Genomic DNA, 22,817 nt, shown 5'->3' on the forward strand with positions numbered 1-22,817 from the left:
GACCCTGCCTCCACACCGGGCTTAGAGTCACGGCCAGTCACCGCTCCATCGGGAGTTCGGTACCAGCGCGGCACTACCCCCCGACCAAGGGCGGGCCTGCCTGTGAAAGGACTGATCGTGCGACAGCGTTCCTTGGTGATTCTTACCTCCGTTCTGACGACCGGGGCTCTGACTCTCACCGCCTGCGGCTCCCGAGACGACAGCGGCAACAAGAGCGGAGACAGCGGCGACGGCACCACGCTGACCATCGGCGTCGACGCCCCCCTGTCCGGTGAGAACTCCACCACCGGCCTCGGCATCCAGTACGGCGCCCAGATTGCCGTCGACGACGCCAACAAGAACAACTGGGTCCCGGGCGTGAAGTTCAAGCTCAAGGCCCTGGACGACAAGGCGCAGCCCGCCACCGGCCAGTCCAACGCCACCAGCATCGTCGGCGACAAGACCGCCGTCGGCGCCGTCGGCCCGCTGAACTCCGGCGTCGCCCAGACGATGCAGCAGGTGTTCGCCTCGGCCAACATGGTCCAGATCTCCCCGGCCAACACCAACCCCGAGCTGACCCAGGGCAAGAACTGGCAGACGGACAAGAAGCGCCCCTACAAGACGTACTTCCGCACCGCCACCACCGACGAACTGCAGGGCAGCTTCGCCGCCGGCTACGCGTACAACGGCCTCAAGAAGAAGAAGGCCTTCGTCGTCGACGACAAGCAGACCTACGGCGCCGGCCTCGCGAAGATCTTCGCGGAGCAGTACAAGAAGCTCGGCGGCAAGGTCGTGGCCACGGACCACGTCAACACCGGTGACAAGGACTTCGGTTCGCTCGCCACGAAGATCAAGAACTCCGGTGCCGACCTGGTCTACTACGGCGGCCAGTACGACGAGTCCGCGCTGATCACCAAGCAGCTCAAGGACACCGGCGCCAAGATCCCGCTGTTCGGCGGCGACGGCATGTTCGCCTCCACCTACATCGAGGCCGCCGGCAAGTCCTCCGAGGGCGACCTCGCCACGGCCATCGGTGTCCCCGCCGACACCCTGCCCGCCGCCAAGCAGTTCATCCAGACGTACAAGGACAAGGGGTACAAGGGCGACTACGGCGCCTACGGCGCCTACGCCTACGACGCCACCACCGCCATCATCAAGGCCGTCAAGGCCGCGGCCGACGCCAACGGCGGCAAGGTGCCCAGCGACATCAACGACCTGCGCTCCAAGGTCGTCGACGGTGTCCAGAAGTCCGACTTCGAAGGCCTCACCGGCAAGATCTCCTTCGACCAGTACGGCGACACCACCAACAAGCAGCTGACGGTCTACCAGGTCGAGAAGGGTGCCTGGAAGGACGTGGAGACCGGCACCGCCGACCTGAAGTAGTCGGCCCGCCACAACGCCGCACCACGGGCCGCGCGGAAGGAAGACCCCGACCGCGCGGCCCGTTTCCACACCCCCCACAGCACACGACCACGCACACATCCAGTGCACACGACCACCAGCGACATGGAGGCCATGCGGTGAACACCCTGCCGCAGCAGCTGGCCAACGGGCTGCTTCTCGGCTCGATGTACGGGCTGATCGCCATCGGCTACACGATGGTGTACGGCATCGTCCAGCTCATCAACTTCGCGCACGGCGAGATCTTCATGACCGGGGCCTTCGGCGCCCTCACGGTCTACTTCTACATCCTGCCCGACGGCACCTCGATGGCCATCGCCGTACCGATGATGCTCCTCGGCGGCGCCCTCGTGGCCATCCTCATCGCCGTCGGAGCGGAACGGTTCGCCTACCGGCCATTGCGCGGAGCACCACGCCTGGCACCGCTCATCACCGCCATCGGCCTCTCCCTGGCCCTGCAGGAAGTCGTCCGCAACTTCTACCCCGGCGCCGACCGCGCCCGCGCCTTCCCCGGGCTCGACGCCACCCACGACATCGGCTCCGTCACCATCAAGGACGCCGACATCTTCCTGATCCTGGCCGCCGTCGTCTGCATGGCCGCCCTCGCGATCTTCGTGCGCCGCAGCCGCACCGGCCGCGCCATGCAGGCCACCGCGCAGGACCCCGACACCGCACAGCTGATGGGCATCGACACCAACCGCATCATCGTCATCGCCTTCGCCATCGGCGGTTTCTTCGCCGCCGTCGCGGCCGTCGCCTACGGACTCAAGTACGGCAACGTCGACTACCGCATGGGCTTCCTGATGGGCCTCAAGGCCTTCACCGCGGCCGTCCTCGGCGGCATCGGCAACATCTACGGCGCCATGCTCGGCGGCGTCGTCCTCGGCATCGCCGAGACCCTCGCCTCGGCCTACATCGACGAGATCCCCGGCATGCAGCAGCTCGGCGGTCAGAGCTGGGCCAACGTCTGGGCCTTCTGCCTCCTCATCCTCGTGCTCCTCTTCAGGCCACAGGGCCTGCTCGGCGAGCGCGTCGCGGACAGGGCGTGATGACATGACCGAGACGACCAAGACCCCGGTGCCGGACGCCGCCCCCACCCCGACGCCCGCACTGCGCGGCCTCGTACCGCTGCCCGCAGCGGCCGCCCGCGCCCTCCTGCTCGCCGGCGGCATCGCCACCGCGGCCTCCGCATACCTCGCCTGGACCTGGACCGACGAGTTCCCCGGCGACCTCACCTTCAACGGCTACCCCGGCGGCCTGCAGTGGCTCACCTTCACCGCCGGCGTCCTCACCGCACTGTTCGCCCTCGCCTCCTACGGCGTCCGCGGCCTCGGCTGGCTCCTGCCCGCCCGCAACAACGCACCGCTCGTCCTCAACGCCCTCGGCGGCTTCGCCGTCACCTGGTTCACCGTCATCGCCATCAGCGCCAAGCTCGGCGGAGTCGTCAACCTCGAACCCGGCGGCTGGATCGCGGCCATCGCCTCCCTTCTGCCCGTCCTCGGCGCCTTCGCCCTCCCCCAGGAGAAGCCCGGCGCCGACGGCACCAAGGAGGCCCTCAAGGCCTACGTCGCCAAGCCCGACCGCATCCCCGCCGCCCAGGCCTCCGCGCCCTGGGTCCAGCGGGCCGTCATCACGGTCGTCACGATCATCGGCCTCGGAGTCTTCACCTACGGCATCGACACCGAGTACGGCGAACTCTTCATCGGCTACCTCTTCGTCGTCACGTTCGCCATGTGGGCCGTGCACACCGCGGGCCTGCTGGACCGGTTCTCCCAGCTCATCGCGGCCAACCGCAGCTTCACCCTCGCCATGGGCTTCGCCGCGGCCATCGCCTTCCCCTTCACCCAGACCGACGACCACTACGCCAACATCGGCGTCAACATCCTGATCTTCGGGACGGTCGCCCTCGGCCTGAACATCGTCGTCGGCCTCGCAGGCCTCCTCGACCTCGGATACGTCGCCTTCCTCGGCGTCGGCGCCTACACCGCCGCCCTGGTCTCCGGCTCCGAGTTCTCCACCATCTCCGGCGTCCACCTGCCGTTCTGGGCCTCCGCCCTGGCCGGCGCCGCCGCCTCCCTGGTCTTCGGCGTCCTCATCGGCGCCCCGACCCTCCGCCTGCGCGGCGACTACCTCGCCATCGTCACCCTCGGCTTCGGTGAGATCTTCCGCATCGCCGTCAACAACATGGACGGCGACTCCGGCCCCGACGTCACCAACGGGCCGAACGGCATCCCCTCCATCCCGGACCTGAACCTCTTCGGGTTCAACTTCGGCCAAGCGCACGACATCGGCGGATTCACCCTCGGCCGCTTCGCCAACTACTACCTGCTCATGGTGCTGATCATGGCCATCGTGGTCCTGGTCTACACGCGTGCGGCGGACTCCCGCATCGGCCGCTCCTGGATCGCCATCCGCGAGGACGAGACCGCCGCGACCGCCATGGGCATCAACGGCTTCCGCGTCAAGCTCATCGCCTTCGCCCTCGGCGCCGCCCTGGCCGGCCTCGCCGGCACCGTCAGCGCCCACGTCACCTACAGCGTGGTCCCCACCCCGTACCAGTTTGCCGGCTCCACCCCGCCCAACTCCGCGTTCCTCCTGGCCGCGGTCGTCCTCGGCGGCATGGGCACCGTCGCCGGTCCCCTGCTCGGCGCGGCCCTGCTCTACCTGCTGCCCGAGAAGCTGGTCTTCCTCCAGGACAAGTCGCTCCTCGCCTTCGGTGTCGCACTCATCCTGCTGATGCGCTTCCGCCCCGAAGGCATCATCGCCAACCGCCGCCGCCAGCTCGAATTCCACGAGACCGGCCAACTCGACGTACCGAAACAGACCACGCTGACCGACGAACCGGCCGTCACCAAGGCGGGGGCGTAAGAATCATGACCACACCTGTACTCGAAGCACGCGACGTCACGATGCGCTTCGGCGGCCTCACCGCCGTCCGCTCCGTCGACTTCACGGTCAACGCCGGCGAGATCGTCGGTCTCATCGGCCCCAACGGCGCCGGCAAGACCACCTTCTTCAACTGCCTGACCGGCCTCTACGTCCCCACCGAAGGCACCGTCTCCTACAAGGGCACGGTCCTGCCGCCCAAGCCCCACCTGGTCACCCAGGCCGGCATCGCCCGCACCTTCCAGAACATCCGCCTGTTCTCCAACATGACGGTCCTGGAAAACGTCCTCGTCGGCCGCCACACGCGGACGAAGGAGGGCCTGTGGTCCGCCCTGCTGCGCGGCCCCGGCTTCAAGAAGGCCGAACGCGCCAGCGAGGAACGAGCCATGGAACTCCTCGAGTTCATCGGCCTCGCCCACAAGCGCGACCACCTGGCGCGCAACCTCCCCTACGGCGAACAGCGCAAACTGGAGATCGCGCGGGCCATGGCAAGCGAGCCGGGCCTGCTGCTGCTCGACGAGCCGACCGCCGGCATGAACCCCCAGGAGACCCGGGCGACCGAGGAACTGGTCTTCGCCATCCGCGACAAGGGCATCGCCGTCCTCCTCATCGAGCACGACATGCGCTTCGTCTTCAACCTGAGCGACCGCGTCGCCGTCCTCGTCCAGGGCGAGAAGCTCGTCGAGGGCACCTCGGAGGTCGTCCAGGCCGACGAACGCGTCATCGCCGCCTACTTGGGTGAACCCTTCGAAGGCGACCCCGGTGAAGCCGAAGCCGCGGAGGTCGAAGCCGCCGAAGCCGCCGCGGAGGCGGCACCCAGCACCACCAGCAGCACCAAGGGAGAAGCCAAGTGACCGCACTCCTCGAGGTCGAAGACCTCCGGGTCTCCTACGGCAAGATCGAAGCCGTCAAAGGCATCTCCTTCAGCGTCGAGGCCGGCCAGGTCGTCACCCTCATCGGCACCAACGGCGCCGGCAAGACGACCACACTGCGCACGCTGTCGGGCCTGCTGCGACCGACGTCCGGCAAGGTCCTCTTCGACGGCAAGCCGTTGAGCGGGGTCCCCGCCCACAAGATCGTCGCCCTCGGCCTCGCCCACTCCCCCGAGGGCCGGCACATCTTCCCCCGCCTCACCATCGCGGAGAACCTCCAGCTCGGAGCGTTCCTCCGCAAGGACAAGGAAGGCATCGAGAAGGACATCCAGCGGGCCTACGACCTCTTCCCCATCCTCGGAGAGCGCCGCAAGCAGGCCGCCGGAACCCTCTCCGGCGGCGAACAGCAGATGCTCGCCATGGGCCGTGCCCTGATGTCCCAGCCGAAGCTGCTCATGCTCGACGAGCCCTCCATGGGCCTCTCCCCGATCATGATGCAGAAGATCATGGCGACGATCTCGGAGCTCAAGTCCCAGGGCACGACGATCCTCCTCGTGGAGCAGAACGCCCAGGCGGCGCTCTCCCTGGCCGACCACGGCCATGTCATGGAGGTCGGCAACATCGTCCTCTCCGGCACGGGGCAGGACCTGCTGCACGACGAGTCCGTCCGCAAGGCGTACCTCGGCGAGGACTGACAGAGGCTGGTCACACGACGAGGCCCGCACCCCGAGTGGGGTGCGGGCCTCTTGTGGTGCGAGGTCCTCAGCCCTTGCCGGACTTCTTCTCCTCGGCGTCCTCAATGACCGCCTCCGCGACCTGCTGCATCGACATGCGCCGGTCCATGGAAGTCTTCTGGATCCACCGGAAGGCGTTCGGCTCCGTCAGCCCGTACTCCGTCTGGAGAATCGACTTCGCCCGGTCCACCAGCTTCCGCGTCTCCAGCCGCAGCGTGAGGTCCGCGACCTCCTTCTCCAGCTCCTTCAGCTCCGTGAACCGCGACACGGCCATCTCGATCGCCGGCACGACATCCGTCTTGCTGAAGGGCTTCACCAGGTAGGCCATCGCACCGGCGTCCCGGGCCCGCTCCACGAGGTCGCGCTGCGAGAACGCGGTCAGCATCAGCACCGGCGCGATGCTCTCCTCGGCGATCTTCTCGGCCGCGGAGATACCGTCCATCTTCGGCATCTTCACGTCGAGAATGACGAGGTCGGGCCGGTGCTCACGCGCGAGCTCGACGGCCTGCTCCCCGTCCCCGGCCTCGCCGACGACGGTGTACCCCTCCTCCTCCAGCATCTCCTTGAGATCGAGCCGGATCAGGGCCTCGTCCTCGGCGATGACGACACGGGTCGTCAGCGGAGGCACGTGCGACTTGTCGTCATCGGGCACGTCAACAGGCTGGGGCGACTCGGGGGCGCTCACGTGGGCTCCTTGGTACGGGGCAGGCCGGTCTGCTCCCAAGAGCGTACCTAGCAGCAAGGGCGCACAGTGAACCGGTACACTTCTGGTCGGTCCCCAGACCTGCCCGGTTGGAGGAACTGGTCAGACTCGCGGCACTCAAAATGCCGTGCCCTTTGGGCATGTGGGTTCGAATCCCACACCGGGCACAACAAGATCAGTAAGTGGAGGATCACGTTCGCGTGGTCCTCCACTTTTTGGTGCTCAGAGTCGCGTTTGATGACACAGAGTGTCTGCATGTTCTCTCATGGCACTGAAGTACGACAGAAGGCTCTGACCCGGCTGCGCGGCGGCGCGAGGAACGCGGACGTTGCCCGCGACCTCAAAGTGCCGCTGGGCACGATCGGCTACTGGAAGCACCTGGACCGGGCCCAGCGCGGCGAGTGTCCTGGCAGGCATGATCCAAAGTGCCCCCGATGCGACGGGCGGGAACTGGACGCATCCGCCTACTCCTATCTGCTCGGCCTCTACCTCGGCGACGGCCATATCAGCCACTACTCCGAGCATCGCGTGCCCAACCTCATGATCACCTGCACGGAGTCATGGCCCGGACTCATGGACGATTGTGAGCGGGCCATGCGTGCGGTCTTCCCCGACAACTCCGTCTGCCGCGTCCGCAAGACCGGGTGCCGCAACGTGAAGGTCTACTCGAAGCACTTGCACTGTCTCTTTCCGCAGCATGGCCCCGGCAAGAAACACGAACGCCTCATCGCCCTCGAACCCTGGCAGCAAGCCATCGTCGACGCCCACCCCTGGGAGTTCATCCGCGGGCTCATCCACTCCGACGGCTGCCGGATCACGAACTGGACGACTCGCATGGTCGCCGGCGAGCGCAAGCGCTACGAGTATCCCCGGTACTTCTTCACCAATGTCTCCGATGACATCCGACGGCTCTACACCGACACCCTGGACAAGCTCGGCGTGGAGTGGACGCACTGCACCCGCAACGGCAACCCGTTCAATATCTCTGTCGCCCGCAAAGCCTCCGTAGCCCTCATGGACGCCCACGTAGGCCCCAAGTACTGATTGCGCCCTACTTCGGGCTGTCGTCCTCGCCGATGTGGTGGACGCGGACCAGGTTCGTCGAGCCGGAGACGCCGGGAGGGGAGCCTGCCGTGATGACGACCGTGTCGCCCTTGCGGCAGCGGCCGTAGCGGAGCAGGAGTTCGTCGACCTGGTCGACCATCGCGTCCGTGGAGTCCACGCAGGGGCCGAGGAAGGTTTCCACGCCCCACGTGAGGCTGAGCTGGGAGCGGGTGGCCTGGTCGGGGGTGAAGGCGAGGAGGGGGATCGGGGAGCGGTAGCGGGAGAGGCGGCGGGCGGTGTCGCCGGACTGCGTGAAGGCGACGAGGAAGCGGGCGCCGAGGAAGTCGCCCATTTCGGCTGCGGCTCGGGCTACCGCGCCGCCCTGGGTGCGGGGCTTGTTGCGTTCGGTGAGAGGCGGGAGGCCCTTGGCGAGGATGTCTTCCTCCGCCGCTTCGACGATGCGGGCCATGGTGCGGACCGTTTCGACGGGGTGCTTGCCGACGCTCGTCTCGCCGGACAGCATCACCGCGTCGGTGCCGTCGATGACGGCGTTGGCGACGTCCGACGCCTCGGCACGCGTCGGGCGGGCGTTGTCGATCATCGAGTCGAGCATCTGGGTGGCGACGATGACGGGTTTCGCATTGCGCTTGGCCAGTTTGATCGCGCGCTTCTGGACGATCGGGACCTGTTCCAGTGGCATTTCGACGCCGAGGTCTCCGCGCGCGACCATGATGCCGTCGAACGCCGCGACGATTTCTTCGATGTTCTCGACGGCCTGCGGTTTTTCGACCTTGGCGATGACGGGGAGGCGGCGGCCTTCCTCGTCCATGATGCGGTGGACGTCCTGGATGTCGCGGCCGCTGCGGACGAAGGAGAGGGCGATGACGTCGGCGCCGGTGCGCAGGGCCCAGCGGAGGTCGTCCTCGTCCTTCTTGGAGAGGGCGGGGACGGAGACGGCGACGCCGGGGAGGTTGAGGCCCTTGTGGTCGGAGATGACGCCGCCCTCGACGACCGTGGTGTGGACGCGGGGGCCGTCGACCTCGGTGACTTCCAGGCAGACCTTGCCGTCGTCGACGAGGACGCGTTCGCCGGGGGTGACGTCGGCGGCGAGGCCGGCGTAGGTGGTGCCGCACATGCGGCCGTCGCCTTCGACGCCTTCTTCGACGGTGATGGTGAAGGTGTCGCCGCGTTCAAGGAGTACGGGGCCTTCGGTGAAGCGGCCGAGCCGGATTTTCGGGCCTTGAAGGTCGGCGAGGACGCCGACGCTGCGGCCGGTCTCGTCGGCGGCCTTCCGTACCCGGTGGTAGCGCTCCTCGTGCTCGGCGTGGCCGCCGTGGCTGAGGTTGAATCGGGCTACGTCCATTCCGGCGTCGACCAGGTCTTTGATCTGGTCGTACGAGTCGGTGGCAGGCCCCAGTGTGCAGACGATCTTTGCTCGGCGCATAAGGCTGAGCCTATGAGTTACCGGCCGGTAGAGAATTGGTCGAGCATGGCCACTCAACAGACTTTACGTGAAACGTTATTAACAAGTGTTGAATTGTGCGGCGGGGTGCTCCGATGAGCACCCCGAAGGAATTCGGTCGGGCTTTCGGGACTCTCCTGGTGGTGCTTACAGCCGCGGGGGCACCATCGTGAAGCGGGCATTGATGGCGGCGTGGACCCGCTGGCGTTGGGGTTCGAGGTCGAGGGGGGCCGCGGCGGTGTCCTCGGCGGCGCCGCCGTAGGCCGCGGAGCGCATGCGGCCGGGTGCCTGGGGGTAGGCCGGCGGGGCGTTCTCGGCGCCGATGTCGGCGAGTTCGACCAGGGCGGAGAGGGTGGTGTCGAGTGCCTCGGCGTACTCGCGGGCGCGCTGGACCGCTTCCCGGACGGCCTTCTTCCTGGCCTCGCGGTGGGCGGGCGAGTCGGGGCGCAGGGCCCACCAGGGGCCGTCGACGCGAGTGAGTTCGAGGTCGGCGAGGCGGGTGGTGAGTTCGCCGAGGGCGGTGAAGTCGGTGAGTTCGGCGGTGACGTGGACGCGGCCGTGGTAGGTGCGGATCCGTTCGCCGCGCCCGTGCTTGGTGAGTTCGGGCGTGATGGAGAAGGCTCCGGTCTCCAGGCGTTCGCCGGCGTCGCCGTAGGACTTGACCAGATCGAGGACGCCTGCGTTGCGGCGGGTGAGGTCGTCGAGGGCGGAGCGGCGGTCCCGGCCCCGGGCGGCGACGGTGATGCCGATGCGGGCGATCTCGGGGTCGACTTCGAGGCGCGCTTCGCCGCGGACGGCGATGCGGGGGGCGTCGGGTGTGCCGTAGGGGACGGCGGGCTGGGGGGCGTCTCCGGTGGGCGTGGTCATACGCCCCACTCTGTCACGTCTTGGCTGGTCGGAGGCGGGGAGTTGGCGGACTGAGTCATCTAATCGCAACCTGCCGGGGCTGTTGTGGTCGGTCATGAACGGGTCAGAATCTACGCGCGTTATCTACGCGCGTCGTTCACAGATTCCGCAAGGGGAGCCAGACATGCCGTTGAACCGCCGGAAGTTCCTGGGGAAGTCCGCCGTGACCGGGGCGGGGGTGGCGCTGGCCGGTGCGGTCGGGGCGCCGGGTGCGCAGGCGGCCGAGGCGCGGGGCGGGCGGCCTGCGAAGCGGTACGCGTTCACTGTGATGGGGACGACGGACCTGCACGGCAACGTCTTCAACTGGGACTACTTCACGGACAAGGAGTTCGACGACAAGGACCACAACGACATCGGTCTGGCGAAGATCTCCACCCTGGTGAACCGGATCCGCGAGGAGAAGGGCCGCCGCAACACGCTGCTCATCGACGCGGGCGACACGATCCAGGGCACACAGCTGTCGTACTACTACGCCAAGGTCGACCCGATCACCGCCGAGGGCGGCCCGGTGCACCCGATGGCGCAGGCGATGAACGCCATGGACTACGACGCGGCGGCGCTCGGCAACCACGAGTTCAACTACGGCATTCCGGTGCTGCGGAAGTTCGAGCAGCAGTGCCGTTTCCCGCTGCTGGGCGCGAACGCGCTCGACGCCAAGACGCTGCGGCCGGCTTTCGCGCCGTACAGCATGCACCGGCTGCGCACGCCGTTCGGGCGGGACGTGAAGGTGGCGGTGCTGGGGCTGACCAACCCGGGCATCGCGATCTGGGACAAGGCGAACGTGCAGGGCAAGATGACGTTCCCGGGTCTGGAGGAGCAGGCGGCGAAGTGGGTGCCCAAGCTGCGGTCGATGGGCGCGGACGTCGTCATCGTGTCGGCGCACAGCGGTTCGTCGGGGACGTCGTCCTACGGTGACCAGCTGCCGTACATCGAGAACGCGGCCGGTCTGGTGGCGGAGCAGGTGCCGGGGATCGACGCGATCCTGGTCGGGCACGCGCACACGGAGATCCCCGAGTACTTCGTCACCAACAAGAAGACCGGCAAGCGGGTCGTGCTGTCCGAGCCGCTGAAGTGGGGGCAGCGCCTGACACTGTTCGACTTCGAGCTGGTCTGGGCGAAGGGTTGCTGGAAGGTCGAGAAGGTCGGCGCGCAGGTCCTGAACTCCAACACGGTGGAGGAGGACGGGACGATCGTGCGGCTGCTGTCGGACGAGCACGAGAAGGTCGTGGCGTACGTCAACCAGGTCATCGGCACGAACGCGGCGGAGATGACGTCGGCGGAGGCGCCGTACAAGGACGTGCCGATCATCGATCTGATCAACCACATCCAGGCGGACACGGTGAAGCAGGCGCTGGCGGGCACGGAGCACGCCTCGCTGCCGGTGCTGTCGCAGGCGGCGTGCTTCTCGCGCAGTGCGCGGATCCCGGCCGGTGAGGTGACGATCCGGGACGTGGCGGGTCTGTACGTCTTCGAGAACACGCTGGAGGCGCGTCTGATGACGGGCGCGCAGATGAAGGCGTATCTGGAGTACTCGGCGAACTACTTCGTGCAGACCGCGCCGGGCGCCGCGGTGGATCCGGCGAAGCTGACGAACGCCAACGGCACGCCGGACTACAACTACGACGTGGTGAGCGGCCTGTCGTACGAGATCGACATCGCGAAGCCGGCCGGTTCGCGGGTGACGAACGTGCGGTTCGAGGGGCAGCCGCTCGCGGACGACGCGAAGTTCGTGTTCGCGGTGAACAACTACCGGGCCAACGGCGGCGGGAACTTCCCGCATGTCGCCGCCGCCCAGCTGCTGTGGTCGAACTCGGACGAGATCCGCAACACCATGATCGCCTGGGTGAAGGCGAAGGGGGCGATCGACCCGGCCGAGTTCGCGGCGGTGGACTGGAAGCTCACGCGGAACGGCACGCCCGTCTTCTAAGACACTCCTTCGGGGTCGTCATCACCTTCGGTCCACCAGCGGGGTCAGCGCCGGTGCCTCACGGGCCGGCGGGACCTGCTGCCGCTGGGTGAGGCCGAAGGTGGTGAAGGCGGTGCGGCGCGGGAGCGCGTACGCCTCCCTGCCTGTCAGGGAGTTGAGGATGATCGCGCTGCGCCAGGCGGCGAGGCCGAGGTCCGGGGCGCCGACGCCGTGGGTGTGGGTCTCGGCGTTCTGGACGTAGACCGTGCCGGTGACGGACGGGTCGAGGACGAGGCGGTACTCCTCGTCGATGCGCGGGCGCTCCCGGCTGTCCCGGCGCAGATAGGGGTCGAGGCCGGCGAGGACGCGGTCGAGGGGGCGTTCGCGGTAGCCGGTGGCGAGGACGACGGCGTCGGTGGTGAGCCGGGAGCGGCTGTCCTGCGTGCTGTGCTCCAGGTGCAGTTCCACCTTGGTCGTCGCGACGCGGCCCGCGGTGCGGACGTGGACGCCGGGGGTGAGGACCGCGTCGGGCCAGCCGCCGTGCAGGGTGCGGCGGTAGAGCTCGTCGTGGATGGCGGCGACGGTGGCGGCGTCGATGCCCTTGTGCAGCTGCCACTGGCCGGTGACGAGCCGGTCGCGGGCGGATTCGGGCAGGGCGTGGAAGTAGCGGGTGTGGTCGGGGGTGAAGTGCTCCAGGCCGAGCTTGGAGTACTCCATGGGTGCGAAGGCCTCCGTGCGGCCCAGCCAGTGGAGTTTCTCCCGGCCGGCCGGCCTGTTCCGCAGCAGGTCGAGGAAGATCTCGGCGCCGGACTGTCCGATGCCCACGACCGTGACGTGCTCGGCGGCGAGGAGGGCGGCGCGGTGGTCGAGGTAGTCGCCGGCGTGCACGACCGGGACGCCGGGTGCCTGGGCGAGGGGCTTGAGGGGTTCGGGGACGTACGGTTCGGTGCCGATGCCGAGGGCGACGTTGCGGGCGTAGGTGCGGCCGAGGGCTTCGGCTTCTCCGTCGGCGTCGAGCTGGGTGAAGTCGACCTCGAAGACGTCGCGTTCGGGGTTCCAGCGGACGGCGTCGACCTGGTGGCCGAAGTGGAGGTCCGGGAGGCTCTCGCCGACCCAGCGGCAGTAGGCGTCGTACTCGGCGCGCTGGATGTGGAAGCGCTCGGCGAAGTAGAAGGGGAAGAGCCGCTCGCGGGATCTGAGGTAGTTGAGGAAGGTCCAGGGGCTGGTGGGGTCGGCGAGGCTCACCAGGTCGGCGAGGAACGGGACCTGGATGGTCGCGCCCTCGATGAGCAGGCCGGAGTGCCAGCCGAAGGCGGGGCGCTGGTCGTAGAAGACGGTGTCGAGTTCGCCGAGCGGGTGGGCGAGGGCGGCGAGGGAGAGGTTGGCGGGGCCGATGCCGATGCCGACCAGGTCGCGGGGGCCGTCGGGCTCGTGGTGCGGGTGGGGCGTCGGGGCGTGGGCCGGGGTGGGTGCGGCGTTCATCGGGGGGTGTGTCCTTCCACGAGTGTGGCTCGTCGCGCTGCCACGAGGTGCAGCAGGGCGGCCAGGTCGTCGGGCCCGGTGGCGGGGTTGAGGAGGGTGGCCTTGAGCCAGAGCCGGCCGTCGAGACGGGTCCGGCCGAGGACGGCACGGCCGTCGGTGAGGAGTGCGCGGCGTACGGCGGCCACGGCGGCGTCGGTGGCTCCTGCGGGCCGGAACAGCACCGTGCTGATGACGGGCGGGGCGTGGAGCGTGAAGCCGGGGTGGTCGTGGACGAGGGCGGCGAACTCCCGGGCCCGGGCGCAGACCTGGTCGACGAGCGCACCGAGACCGCTGCGGCCGAGGGTCTTGAGGGTGACGGCGAGCTTGAGGACGTCGGGGCGGCGGGTGGTGCGCAGGGACCGGCCGAGCAGGTCCGGCAGGCCGGCCTCGGTGTCGTCGGCGGCGTTGAGGTAGTCGGCGCGCTGCCGCAGGGCGGTGAGGTCGCGGGGGTCCTTGACGGCGAGGAGGCCTACGGCGATCGGCTGCCAGCCGAGTTTGTGCAGGTCGAGGGTGACGGTGTCGGCGGCGTCGAGTCCGGTGAGCGCGGCGCGGTGCCGGGTGCTGAACAGGAGCCCTCCGCCGTAGGCGGCGTCGATGTGCAGCCGGGCGCCGTGGGCCGCGCAGCGGGCGGCGATCTCCGGCAGCGGGTCGATGAGACCGGCGCCGGTGGTGCCGGCGGTGGCGGCGACGAGCAGCGGGCCGGGCAGGTGGTTGAGGGCCTCGTCGAGGGCGGCGGGGTCGAGCGTCCCGGCCGGGGCGGGCAGCACGACGGGTTCGGGCAGCCCGAGCAGCCAGGCGGCCCGAGCGAGGGAGTGATGGGCGTTGGCCCCGCACACCAGCCGCACGGCCCCACCGCAGGCCTCCCGCGCGAGGAGCAGGGCGACCTGGTTGGACTCGGTGCCGCCGGTGGTGACGAGGGAGTCGGGGTTCGCGCCGTGCCGGTAGATCTCCCTGGCCAGCGCCCCCGCCACCAGCGTCTCCAGTTCCGACGCCGCCGGAGCCTGGTCCCAGGAGTCCAGGGACGGGTTGAGGGCGGAGGCCGCGAGGTCGGCTGCGGCGGCGACGGCGAGGGGCGGGCAGTGGAGGTGGGCGGCGCACAGGGGGTGTGCCGGGTCGGCGGCGCCTTCGGCGAAGGCGTGGACCAGGGTGCGCAGGGCGTGTGGGTCGCCCTGGTCGGGGAGGATCTCTCCCGCCGTCTCACGCACGCGGGCCGCCACCGCCTCGGGTCCGCCCGCCGGCAGCGGTCCGCCGCGTGCCCGGGCGCCGGTGTCCAGCGCTTCGAGCACGGTGTCGAGCAACGGCCGCAGGGCGCGTGGGCCTTCGGGACCTGAGGCGAGGGGCGGCGTGCTCATGGGCGTCCTCCGGGGAGCGGGGCGACGCGCCCGGAATGCACAACGACCGGACCCGGGTGGAGGTACTTCCGCAGGGGAAGAACCTGTGGGGGTCCGGGCCGCCTCAGCCCTTGAAGTCGGACACGTGGTCCTCGGCCCAGACCGTGAAGGGACGGGCCGGCCGACCGGTGATCTCCCTTACCGTGCCGGTGATTTCCGGCGGTGTGGTGACCGACTCGGCGAAAGTCCTCAGCAGGGCACGGAGCATGTCCGGTGGCACGTGCGGGAACAGTTCGGGTCCTGCCGCGTCGGGTGACACCTCGGCGAAGCGCAGTTCGCGGCCGAGGGCTCGGCCGATCGCTTCGACCTGCCCGGCGTTGGTGATCGCCTCCGGCCCGGTCAGGCGGTGGGCGGCGCCCTCGTGGCCGTCGTCGAGGAGTGCGCGTTCGGCGACGGCGGCGATGTCGTCCTCGTGGACGGGGGCGGACCGCCCGTCGGCGAAGACACCGCGGACGGTGTCGCCGGTGCGGATCTGCGGGGCCCACTGGAAGGCGTTGGCGGCGAACGCGTTGGGGCGCAGGAAGGTCCACGTCAGGCCGCTGTCGCGGACCTGCTCCTCGGCGGTGGCGTGCATCACGTGAATGGGGTGGGTCTCGTCGGCGCCGGAGCCGATGATCCCGGAGGACAGCAGGACCACGTGACGCACTCCGGCGGCACGGGCCGCCGCGAGGAGGTCCGCCGTGCGGTCGCCGCCGGCCTGGATGTACAGGAACAGCTTGGTCGCGCCCTCGAACAGGGCGGCCGGCTCGTCGGGACTGAACCGCACCGCCTCGGCGCCGGCGGGCAGGCGGGCGCGTTGCGGGTCGCGGGTGAGCGCCCGCACGGGCCGCCCGGCGGCGACGAGGCGTTCGACCAGGGCACGGCCGACATTTCCGGTGGGACCGGTCACTGCGATCACGAAGGGCTCCTCGGGCTTGATCGTCCTTGCCTGCCCGAGGCTAGGAAGGCGACCGGTCCGCCGCATCGGCGAAAGGGACCAGCCGCCCCGCCCGCGCCCTACGTCGCCGGTCCTAGTTCTCCTTGCCCTGCCGCACCCGCAACGCCCGTGCCAGGTCGTCCAGTTGGTCGACGAGCTTGCGGCGCAGCGCCGGGATCGGTGCGGCGTCGCGCAGACACTCCTCGCCCAGGCGGAGGTGCTCCGCGTCGACCGCGTGGGCGGGGAAGGCCGAGCGGCCGACGGCCGTGGCGATGGCGGGGCCGCGGCGGTCGGCGACGGCCACCGCGTCGGGGTAGTAGCGCGGCACGTACGCGCGGACCAGATCGGCCTGCTCGGCCTGCCAGAAGCCCGCGGCGGTGGCGGTGAAGAGGTAGTTGGACAGGTCGTCGGAGCCGAACATCGCCTGCCAGGAACGGGCCTTGGCCTCCGGGTCGGGCAGGGCGGCCCGGCAGTGGGCGGCGCCCTCCTGGCCGGTGGCGCTCGGGTCGCGTTCCAGCTCGGCGGCGATGGCGGCCTCGTCGGTGGCGCCGAGGACGGCGAGCCGGGCGAGGACGCGCCAGCGCAGCTCGGGGTCGAGCTCCGGGCCGCCGGGGACGGTGCCGTCGGCGAGCCAGGCGGCGATGGTGTCGGGGTGGGCCGCGACGTCGATGCGGTGGCGTACGGCGATCAGGCGCAGGCCGGGGTTGTCGCCGTCCTCGGTGCGGCGGATGAGGTCGCGGCACAGGTCGGAGAGGGTGGCGAGCGCGGCGGGCCGCTCCTCGGGGGTGAGGTAGTGGTCGGTGATGTACGTGGACGCGAAGGCGAGGACGCCCTGGACGACGGCGAGGTCCGTCTCGAGCGGGAGGTGGGCCCTGGCGGTCTCCAGGTAGGCGGCGGGGGCCAGTTCGCCGTCGCGGACGGCGTCGCGCAGGGCGTTCCAGACGACCGCGCGGGTGAGCGGTTCGGGCAGGCCCGACAGCTCCTTGCGGATCGTCTCGAAGGACTCGGGGTCGAAGCGGACCTTGGCGTAGGTCAGGTCGCCGTCGTTGAGGAGGAGCAGGGCCGGGCGCTTGCCGAGGGGCTGGGCGTCGTCCCGCGGCAGGTCCAGGTGGAGGCGTTCGCGCAGCACGAGGTGGCCGCCGTCGTCGCCGAGGTCCCGGTCGTACAGGCCGACGGCGATGTGGTGCGGGCGGCTGCCGGCCTGGTCGACGGTGAGGGCGCAGGTGCCGTTCTCGCCGGAGGCGATCTGGGGGGTGAGGGTGTCGGCGCCGGTGGTGCGCAGCCAGGCGTCGGCCCAGGCGTGGACGTCGCGTTCGGTGGCTCCGGCGAGGGAGTCGATGAAGTCCGCGAGGGTGGCGTTGCCGAACTTGTGCCGGGCGAAGTGGGTGTTGATGCCGGCGAGGAAGTCCTTGTCGCCGAGCCAGGCGACCAGCTGCCGCAGCGCGCTCGCGCCCTTGGCGTAGGAGATGCCGTCGAAGTTGAGCAGCGCGGAAGCGGTGTCGTCGACGGCCTCGGGGGCGACGGGGTGGGTGGAGGGGCGCTGGTCGGCGTCGTAGCCCCAGCACTTGCGGGTGACGCCGAAGTCGGTCCAGGTGTCCGAGAAGCGGGTGGCCTCGGTGAGCGTCTGGTAGCCCATGTACTCGGCGAAGGACTCGTTCAGCCAGATGTCGTCCCACCACTTGAGGGTGACGAGGTCACCGAACCACATGTGGGCCATCTCGTGGGCGATGACCATGGCGCGGGTCTGCCGCTCGGTGTCGGTGACGGCGGAGCGGTAGACGAACTCGTCGCGGAAGGTGACCAGGCCGGGGTTCTCCATGGCGCCCGCGTTGAACTCGGGGACGAAGGCCTGGTCGTAGGAGTCGAAGGGGTAGGGCTCGTCGAACTTCTCGTGGTAGCGGTCGTAGCACGCGCGCGTGACGTCGAAGAGTTCGTCGGCGTCGGCGTCCAGGTAGGGGGCGAGGGAGCGGCGGCAGTGCAGGCCGAAGGGCAGGCCGCGGTGCTCGGTGCGTACGGAGTGCCAGGGGCCGGCGGCGACGGCGACGAGGTAGGTGGAGATCAGCGGCGTGGGTGCCGACTTCCAGACGCCTCCGGTCTGTTCGGTGATGCCGTTGGCGAGGACGGTCCAGCCCTCGGGCGCCTGGACGGACAGCTCGAAGACGGCCTTGAGGTCGGGCTGGTCGAAGGCGGCGAAGACGCGCTGGACGTCGTCCAGGAAGAGCTGCGTGTAGACGTACGTCTCGCCGTCGGTGGGGTCGGTGAAGCGGTGCATGCCCTCGCCGGTGCGGGAGTAGCGCATGAGCGCGTCCACGCGCAGTTCGTGCTCGCCGGCGGTGAGGTTGCGCAACGGGAGCCGGTTGCCGTCGAGGGCCTCCGGGTCCAGGGGGTGTCCGTCGAGGGTGACGGAGCGCAGCTCGTCCGGCCTGACCTCGACGAAGCTGTCTCCGTCGGAGCGGGCGCTGAACCTGATCAGGGTGCGGGAGTCGAAGGTCTCGTCGCCGGTGGTCAGGTCGAGTTCGATCGTGTAGCGGTGCACGTCGAGGAGCTCTGCTCGGGTCTGCGCTTCGTCGCGCGTCAGTACGGACATGCGTGACATGCTGCCTGATGGCACTGGCAAGGCACAGAGGCGGATCGGTACGTGCCCAATGTCCGGTCTAGGTGCGGTCTTTTTCGAGCTCCCCGGCGTGCGCCCCCACGGGTCGCTGGGTCGGTACGCGCGCGTCGGGATGCGGCAGGGCGGGGCGCGAGGGGTGCGCTGCGGCATCGGAGTGCTCCCGTACGAGGGCGCGCAGCCGGCGCACTTCCCGCTCCAGGGCGAGGTGCCGCTGCTGGGCGTCGTAGAGGTAGCGGACCTTGGTGCGCAGGGCCCAGGGGTCCACGGGCTTCAAGACGAGGTCGGCGACGCCGAGGCGGAAGGCGGCGGTGGTCAGTTCGTGGTCGGCGCCGAAGCCGGTCAGCAGGATCACGGGGATGTTCTGGGTCTGTTCGACGCGCCGCATGTAGCGCACCACCTCGAGGCCGCTGACGCCGGGCATGCGCACGTCGAGCAGCAGCAGGCCGACCTGGCCGCGGAGCACCTGCTTGAGCGCCTCGTCGCCGCTGGTGGCCCGGCCGAGCTGATAGCCCAGCGGGGCCAGGGCGCTTTCCAGTGCGTAGAGCGTGTCCTCGTGGTCGTCGACGATGAGGATCCTGGTATCCGACGGCATGGCCCGACGCCCCTCCCTCGTGGAGGACCAGAATAAGTCCGGGACACTGACGCGCAGTGCTCGTCAGCTGACATGCTGTGCACAGCGCAGCATGCCCCGCGCGGGCCGCCGTGTCACTCCCCCGGGGGCGGTCGTCCGGGGTCAGTTGCCGCCGGAGGCGGAGCCGTTGAGCGTCTCGTCGGCGATGCGCTCGTGGTGGCGGATGACCTCGGCGACGATGAAGTTCAGGAACTTCTCGGCGAAGGCCGGGTCCAGTTTGGCGTTCTCGGCGAGCGTGCGCAGCCGGTCGATCTGGCGGGCCTCACGGGCCGGGTCGGCGGGCGGCAGCTGGTGCCTGGCCTTGAGGTGGCCGACCTGCTGGGTGCACTTGAAGCGCTCGGCGAGCATGTGGACGACGGCCGCGTCGATGTTGTCGATACTGGCGCGCAGCCGGGCGAGCTCCTCGCGGACGACGGCGTCGACGGCACCGGTGCCGGTGTTGCTGGTGGTCATGGGGCGTCAGCCTACGGGGATCACACCGGGCGGCCGTACGTCGTCTCATTCTTCGGCGGGGCCGAGCCGCTTGTGGAAGGAGACATCCTCGTGGCCGCCGGGCACGCCCTGGACGCGGGCCCGTTCCCGGTAGCCGAGCCGGGGGTAGAAGCCGGGGGCCTGGAAGCTGTACGTGGAGACGATCATGTCGGTGCAGCCGCGCCGGGCCGCCTCGGCCTCCGCCGCGCGCATCAGGCGGCCGCCCCAGCCGGCGTGCCGCTGGTCCTCCCGCACCCAGAGCATGTCCACGGAGCACAGAGTGCCCCAGGTCCAGGCGGTGAGGCCGCCGATCAGGTCGCCGGTCTCGCCGGTGACGCGGACCGAGAGGGGCTCGGTGGTGACGCCGTCGGCGGCGGCGGTGTTGAAGGCGGTCAGCTCCTCGTCGAGCCGCTCTTCGAGGTCGTCGTCCTGGCCGCCCACCCGGAGCTCGGCGGCCACGGTGCGCTGTTCGCTGGTCACGGGCCGGATTCTGCCAGCGGGGTCCGGGCGGGACGACCGGTTTTCGCGGCGGCGGCGCGGCCCCGTGACCGTCACACTTTCGTACAGTGGAACCGGGTTCAGGGGCGTCTTGGGGGTGAGGCGTGGCGAACGACGGGCCGGTCGAGCACGGCTACCCGCATCTGGAGACGGTGCGGGCCGCCATCACGGCGTTGTACAAGCGCCTGTCGTACGACACCGTCCAGACGTTCGCGACCAGCGTGGTACCCGCCGATGTGGCGTTCTGCGACACCGACGACCTGTATCTGGGGGCGCAGCGGGTGGCGCACGAGCTGGTGCGGCACTACCGGCTTCCGGACGCCCGGCTGATTGTGAGCTTCCGGGAGATGCGGCACGCGGCGAACGTCGAGCTCGCGGCGGGGCCGGAGTACTTCGTGGAGCTGAACGACCGGTTCCGTACGCATCGGCGGGACATCGGGGCGGCGCTCGCCCACGAGGTGATGCATGTGTACCTGCACCGCCTCGACCTGTCCTTCCCGGGCGTCCCGGACAACGAGATCCTGACGGACACGGCGACGACGTATCTGGGCGCGGGCTGGTTGCTGCTGGACGCGTTCCGGGAGGACGGGGCGTCGTCGCAGAAGCTGGGCTATCTGACGCCGGAGGAGTTCGGGTACGTGCTGGCCAAGCGGGCGCTGCTCTTCGGGGAGGACCCGTCGGTGTGGTTCACCAGCGCTCAGGCGTACACGGCGTATGTGAAGGGGATGGAGCTGGCCCGGCGCGATGAGCAGCAGCCGCCGCTGACGGCGGCGGGGTGGGCGGGGCGGCGGCGGTACGCCCGGGACCGGCGGCACGCCCCGGCGGGGCCGCCGCCGCAGCCGGGTGTGCGGTACCAGTTCTCTCCCGATGGGGGTGGGCGGTTGCGCGTGTCGTTTCCGTGCCCTACCTGTCATCAGCGGATTCGGGTGCCGGTGCGGGGGCGGGTTCGGGCGCGGTGTGCGTTGTGCCGGAGTGTGTTGGAGTGCGACACGTAGGTGTGCGCGGGTGCGCGGGTGCGCTGGGGTGCGGGTGCGCGGGTGCGCTGGGGTGCGGGTGCGCGGGTGAGTGCTGGGGGCTCCGCCCCCAGGCCCCGGCCTGTGCCCACCCCCCGCCCGAATCGGTTGGGCAAGAGGAACCCTCGTCTTTCCTACGCCCCGTAGACGGCCCCGGGCTCTTCCGCCTCCGCCAGCAGCTTGCGGGCCGCCTCCCCCGCCTCCGTCGGGCTCCACCGCTCCCTCTTGTCCGCGCTCGGCCCCGGCCGCCATCCCTCCATCACCGTGATCCGGCCGCCCTCCGCCTCGAAGACCCGGCCCGTCACCCCGGCGCTCGCGGCCGAGCCGAGCCAGACGACCAGGGGCGAGACGTTCTCCGGGGCCATCGTGTCGAAGCCCGAGCCGGGTGCCGCCATGGTGTCGGCGAAGGCGCGCTCCGTCATCCGGGTCCGGGCGGCGGGGGCGATCGCGTTGACCTGGACGCCGTAGCGGCGCAGTTCGGCCGCCGCGACGAGTGTCAGGGCGACGATGCCGGCTTTCGCGGCGCTGTAGTTGCCCTGTCCGACCGAGCCCAGCAGACCGGCGCCGCTGCTGGTGTTGACGATGCGGGCCTCGGGCCGGCGGCCCGCCTTGGCCTCGGCCCGCCAGTGTGCGGCGGCGTGCCGCAGGGGCAGGAAGTGGCCCTTGAGGTGGACGCGTACGACGGCGTCGAAGTCGTCCTCGTCGAGGTTGACCAGCATCCGGTCACGCAGGAAGCCCGCGTTGTTGACGAGTGTGTCGAGCCGGCCGTACGTCTCCAGGGCGGTCCGGATCAGCGAGGCGGCGCCCTCGGTCGTGGCGATGTCACCGGCGTGCGACACGGCCTCACCGCCCGCCCCGCGGATCTCCTCGGCGACCCGGGCGGCCGGGCGGCTGCCGGGGCCCGGTGTGTCGTCGGCTCCAGGTGTGCCGCCGGCTCCAGGTGTGCCGTCGGCCCCGGGGGTGCCGTCGGCTCCGGGCGTGCCGTCGAGGCCCACGCCGAGGTCGTTGACGACGAGCCGGGCGCCCTCGGCGGCGAACGCCAGGGCGTGCGCGCGGCCGAGCCCCCGTCCGGCGCCGGTGACGACGACGACCCGTCCGTCGTGGATTGCGCTCATCTCACAGCTCCTTGTTCGCGGTCGCGGCGTCCAGGAAGGCGGGGCGCTCCCCGCCCCCGTGGACGAGCAGGCTCGCCCCGGTGATGTAGGCGGCGGCGTCGGAGGCGAGGAATACCGCGGCCGCGCCGACGTCGGACGGCTCGGCGAGACGGCCGAGCGGGACGGTGCGGGAGACGGCGGCGATGCCGTCCCGGTCGCCGTAGTGGAGGTGGGACAGTTCGGTGCGGACCATGCCGACGACGAGGGTGTTGACCCGGATGTCGGGCGCCCACTCCACGGCCATCGAGCGGGCGAGGCTCTCCAGGCCGGCCTTGGCGGCACCGTAGGCGGCGGTGCCGGGCGAGGGGCGGCCGCCGCTGACACTGCCGATCATGACGATCGAGCCCTTGGTGCGCCGCAGGTGCTCGTACGCGGCGAGGGACACGGTCAGCGGAGCCACCAGGTTGAGCTCCACCACGCGCGCGTGCCGCTCGGCGTCGGCCGCGGTGAGCAACCGGTGCGGTGCGCCGCCCGCGTTGTTGACCAGGACGTCCATCCGGGGCAGGCCGGCGAGGACGCGGCGGACCGCCTCGGGGTCACGGACGTCCAGCGGCACGAACTCGGTCCCGGGCCGCGGCACTTCCGGGGCGCGGCGGGCGCACACCACGACCTTCGCACCCGCCCGCACCAAGGCACGCGCGATACCGGCACCGACGCCCCGGGTGCCGCCCGTGACGACGGCGACCTTCCCGTCCAGCTCCATTCGCTGCTACCT

At 70.2% G+C, this 22,817-nt stretch carries 20 protein-coding genes and 1 tRNA gene; 9 read left to right on the plus strand and 12 right to left on the minus strand.

Translation table 11 applies throughout. From position 1 onward, the window contains the following. Positions 1–132: 132 nt before the first annotated feature. The 5 genes from AC07DF_RS21470 to AC07DF_RS21490 all read left to right on the plus strand — a co-directional run bounded on the left by AC07DF_RS21470 (position 133) and on the right by AC07DF_RS21490 (position 5,833). Positions 133–1,362: a branched-chain amino acid ABC transporter substrate-binding protein gene (locus tag AC07DF_RS21470; RefSeq protein ID WP_478974625.1), complete on the plus strand. Its 1,230-nt coding sequence runs from the start codon at positions 133–135 to the stop codon at positions 1,360–1,362. A 137-nt stretch (positions 1,363–1,499) separates the two neighbouring features. Next, the gene (locus AC07DF_RS21475; RefSeq protein WP_478973489.1) at positions 1,500–2,429 is read left to right on the plus strand and encodes a branched-chain amino acid ABC transporter permease; all 930 of its coding nucleotides are present in this window, start codon (positions 1,500–1,502) and stop codon (positions 2,427–2,429) included. A 4-nt stretch (positions 2,430–2,433) separates the two neighbouring features. Then, the gene (locus AC07DF_RS21480; protein WP_478973492.1) at positions 2,434–4,248 is read left to right on the plus strand and encodes a branched-chain amino acid ABC transporter permease; all 1,815 of its coding nucleotides are present in this window, start codon (positions 2,434–2,436) and stop codon (positions 4,246–4,248) included. Positions 4,249–4,253: 5 nt separating this feature from the next. Beyond that, positions 4,254–5,120 carry an ABC transporter ATP-binding protein gene (locus AC07DF_RS21485; RefSeq protein ID WP_478973494.1) on the plus strand — a complete coding sequence of 289 codons (867 nt, stop codon included), beginning with the start codon at positions 4,254–4,256 and terminating at the stop codon, positions 5,118–5,120. Then, complete coding sequence (locus AC07DF_RS21490) at positions 5,117–5,833, plus strand: ABC transporter ATP-binding protein (RefSeq protein WP_215122116.1); 717 nt, start codon at positions 5,117–5,119, stop codon at positions 5,831–5,833. The genes AC07DF_RS21485 and AC07DF_RS21490 overlap by 4 nt, the downstream gene beginning before the upstream one ends. Before the next feature lie 67 nt (positions 5,834–5,900). Here AC07DF_RS21490 and AC07DF_RS21495 read toward each other — a convergent pair whose 3' ends face one another. Beyond that, a complete protein-coding gene (locus AC07DF_RS21495) occupies positions 5,901–6,557 on the minus strand; it encodes an ANTAR domain-containing response regulator (protein WP_399020495.1) in 657 nt (218 codons plus the stop codon). Positions 6,558–6,658: 101 nt separating this feature from the next. On the opposite strand from AC07DF_RS21495, the gene AC07DF_RS21500 reads away from it, so the two are divergent. Beyond that, positions 6,659–6,742, plus strand: a tRNA-Leu gene (locus AC07DF_RS21500). 88 nt (positions 6,743–6,830) lie between these two features. Further along, complete coding sequence (locus tag AC07DF_RS21505; protein ID WP_478973499.1) at positions 6,831–7,619, plus strand: helix-turn-helix domain-containing protein; 789 nt, start codon at positions 6,831–6,833, stop codon at positions 7,617–7,619. 7 nt (positions 7,620–7,626) lie between these two features. Here AC07DF_RS21505 and pyk read toward each other — a convergent pair whose 3' ends face one another. Next, positions 7,627–9,063: a pyruvate kinase gene (gene pyk, locus AC07DF_RS21510; RefSeq protein WP_478973502.1), complete on the minus strand. Its 1,437-nt coding sequence runs from the start codon at positions 9,061–9,063 to the stop codon at positions 7,627–7,629. A gap of 165 nt (positions 9,064–9,228) precedes the next feature. Next, complete coding sequence (locus tag AC07DF_RS21515; RefSeq protein ID WP_478973505.1) at positions 9,229–9,948, minus strand: SIMPL domain-containing protein; 720 nt, start codon at positions 9,946–9,948, stop codon at positions 9,229–9,231. Between the two features lie 163 nt (positions 9,949–10,111). On the opposite strand from AC07DF_RS21515, the gene AC07DF_RS21520 reads away from it, so the two are divergent. Continuing rightward, positions 10,112–11,914, plus strand: a complete 1,803-nt coding sequence (locus AC07DF_RS21520) for a bifunctional metallophosphatase/5'-nucleotidase (protein WP_478973508.1) — start codon at positions 10,112–10,114, stop codon at positions 11,912–11,914. A gap of 21 nt (positions 11,915–11,935) precedes the next feature. On the opposite strand, the gene AC07DF_RS21525 is transcribed toward AC07DF_RS21520, so the two are convergent. From AC07DF_RS21525 to AC07DF_RS21555, 7 genes are all read right to left on the minus strand, one after another. Further along, a complete protein-coding gene (locus tag AC07DF_RS21525; protein WP_478973511.1) occupies positions 11,936–13,375 on the minus strand; it encodes a lysine N(6)-hydroxylase/L-ornithine N(5)-oxygenase family protein in 1,440 nt (479 codons plus the stop codon). After that, positions 13,372–14,766 (minus strand): pyridoxal phosphate-dependent decarboxylase family protein, encoded by a 1,395-nt coding sequence (locus AC07DF_RS21530; protein ID WP_478973514.1) that lies wholly within the window; start codon positions 14,764–14,766, stop codon positions 13,372–13,374. Before AC07DF_RS21530 ends, AC07DF_RS21525 begins: the two co-directional genes overlap by 4 nt. 103 nt (positions 14,767–14,869) lie before the next feature. After that, positions 14,870–15,703 (minus strand): NAD(P)H-binding protein, encoded by an 834-nt coding sequence (locus tag AC07DF_RS21535; protein ID WP_478973517.1) that lies wholly within the window; start codon positions 15,701–15,703, stop codon positions 14,870–14,872. 112 nt (positions 15,704–15,815) lie between these two features. Further along, positions 15,816–18,308 carry an aminopeptidase N gene (gene pepN, locus AC07DF_RS21540; RefSeq protein ID WP_478973520.1) on the minus strand — a complete coding sequence of 831 codons (2,493 nt, stop codon included), beginning with the start codon at positions 18,306–18,308 and terminating at the stop codon, positions 15,816–15,818. Positions 18,309–18,375: 67 nt separating this feature from the next. Next, entirely contained in the window at positions 18,376–18,927 is a 552-nt protein-coding gene (locus AC07DF_RS21545) for a response regulator (protein ID WP_478973523.1), read from the minus strand. 141 nt (positions 18,928–19,068) lie between these two features. Further along, positions 19,069–19,419 (minus strand): chorismate mutase, encoded by a 351-nt coding sequence (locus AC07DF_RS21550; protein WP_478973526.1) that lies wholly within the window; start codon positions 19,417–19,419, stop codon positions 19,069–19,071. Positions 19,420–19,464: 45 nt separating this feature from the next. Next, positions 19,465–19,917, minus strand: coding sequence for a GNAT family N-acetyltransferase (locus tag AC07DF_RS21555; RefSeq protein ID WP_478973529.1), 453 nt, complete (start codon positions 19,915–19,917; stop codon positions 19,465–19,467). 122 nt (positions 19,918–20,039) lie between these two features. Between AC07DF_RS21555 and AC07DF_RS21560 the strand changes: the two genes are divergently transcribed. Next, positions 20,040–20,930, plus strand: a complete 891-nt coding sequence (locus AC07DF_RS21560; protein ID WP_478973532.1) for a hypothetical protein — start codon at positions 20,040–20,042, stop codon at positions 20,928–20,930. Between the two features lie 152 nt (positions 20,931–21,082). Here AC07DF_RS21560 and AC07DF_RS21565 read toward each other — a convergent pair whose 3' ends face one another. Both AC07DF_RS21565 and AC07DF_RS21570 read right to left on the minus strand, forming a co-directional pair. Continuing rightward, entirely contained in the window at positions 21,083–22,063 is a 981-nt protein-coding gene (locus AC07DF_RS21565) for an SDR family oxidoreductase (RefSeq protein ID WP_478973535.1), read from the minus strand. A 1-nt stretch (position 22,064) separates the two neighbouring features. Beyond that, positions 22,065–22,805, minus strand: a complete 741-nt coding sequence (locus AC07DF_RS21570; protein WP_478973538.1) for an SDR family oxidoreductase — start codon at positions 22,803–22,805, stop codon at positions 22,065–22,067. Positions 22,806–22,817: the final 12 nt, after the last annotated feature.

It is taken from the genome of Streptomyces sp. NPDC044719 (genome assembly GCF_056433405.1).

What these genes read in the sequence shown, in the direction of transcription:
- pyk (WP_478973502.1), bottom strand. Translation starts at nt 9,063, where the DNA reads ATGCGCCGAGCAAAGATCGTCTGCACACTGGGGCCTGCCACCGACTCG.
- AC07DF_RS21520 (WP_478973508.1), top strand. Translation starts at nt 10,112, where the DNA reads ATGCCGTTGAACCGCCGGAAGTTCCTGGGGAAGTCCGCCGTGACCGGG.
- AC07DF_RS21570 (WP_478973538.1), bottom strand. Translation starts at nt 22,805, where the DNA reads ATGGAGCTGGACGGGAAGGTCGCCGTCGTCACGGGCGGCACCCGGGGC.
- AC07DF_RS21480 (WP_478973492.1), top strand. Translation starts at nt 2,434, where the DNA reads ATGACCGAGACGACCAAGACCCCGGTGCCGGACGCCGCCCCCACCCCG.
- pepN (WP_478973520.1), bottom strand. Translation starts at nt 18,308, where the DNA reads ATGTCCGTACTGACGCGCGACGAAGCGCAGACCCGAGCAGAGCTCCTC.
- AC07DF_RS21545 (WP_478973523.1), bottom strand. Translation starts at nt 18,927, where the DNA reads ATGCCGTCGGATACCAGGATCCTCATCGTCGACGACCACGAGGACACG.
- AC07DF_RS21505 (WP_478973499.1), top strand. Translation starts at nt 6,831, where the DNA reads ATGTTCTCTCATGGCACTGAAGTACGACAGAAGGCTCTGACCCGGCTG.
- AC07DF_RS21515 (WP_478973505.1), bottom strand. Translation starts at nt 9,948, where the DNA reads ATGACCACGCCCACCGGAGACGCCCCCCAGCCCGCCGTCCCCTACGGC.
- AC07DF_RS21550 (WP_478973526.1), bottom strand. Translation starts at nt 19,419, where the DNA reads ATGACCACCAGCAACACCGGCACCGGTGCCGTCGACGCCGTCGTCCGC.
- AC07DF_RS21530 (WP_478973514.1), bottom strand. Translation starts at nt 14,766, where the DNA reads ATGAGCACGCCGCCCCTCGCCTCAGGTCCCGAAGGCCCACGCGCCCTG.
- AC07DF_RS21485 (WP_478973494.1), top strand. Translation starts at nt 4,254, where the DNA reads ATGACCACACCTGTACTCGAAGCACGCGACGTCACGATGCGCTTCGGC.
- AC07DF_RS21565 (WP_478973535.1), bottom strand. Translation starts at nt 22,063, where the DNA reads ATGAGCGCAATCCACGACGGACGGGTCGTCGTCGTCACCGGCGCCGGA.
- AC07DF_RS21525 (WP_478973511.1), bottom strand. Translation starts at nt 13,375, where the DNA reads ATGAACGCCGCACCCACCCCGGCCCACGCCCCGACGCCCCACCCGCAC.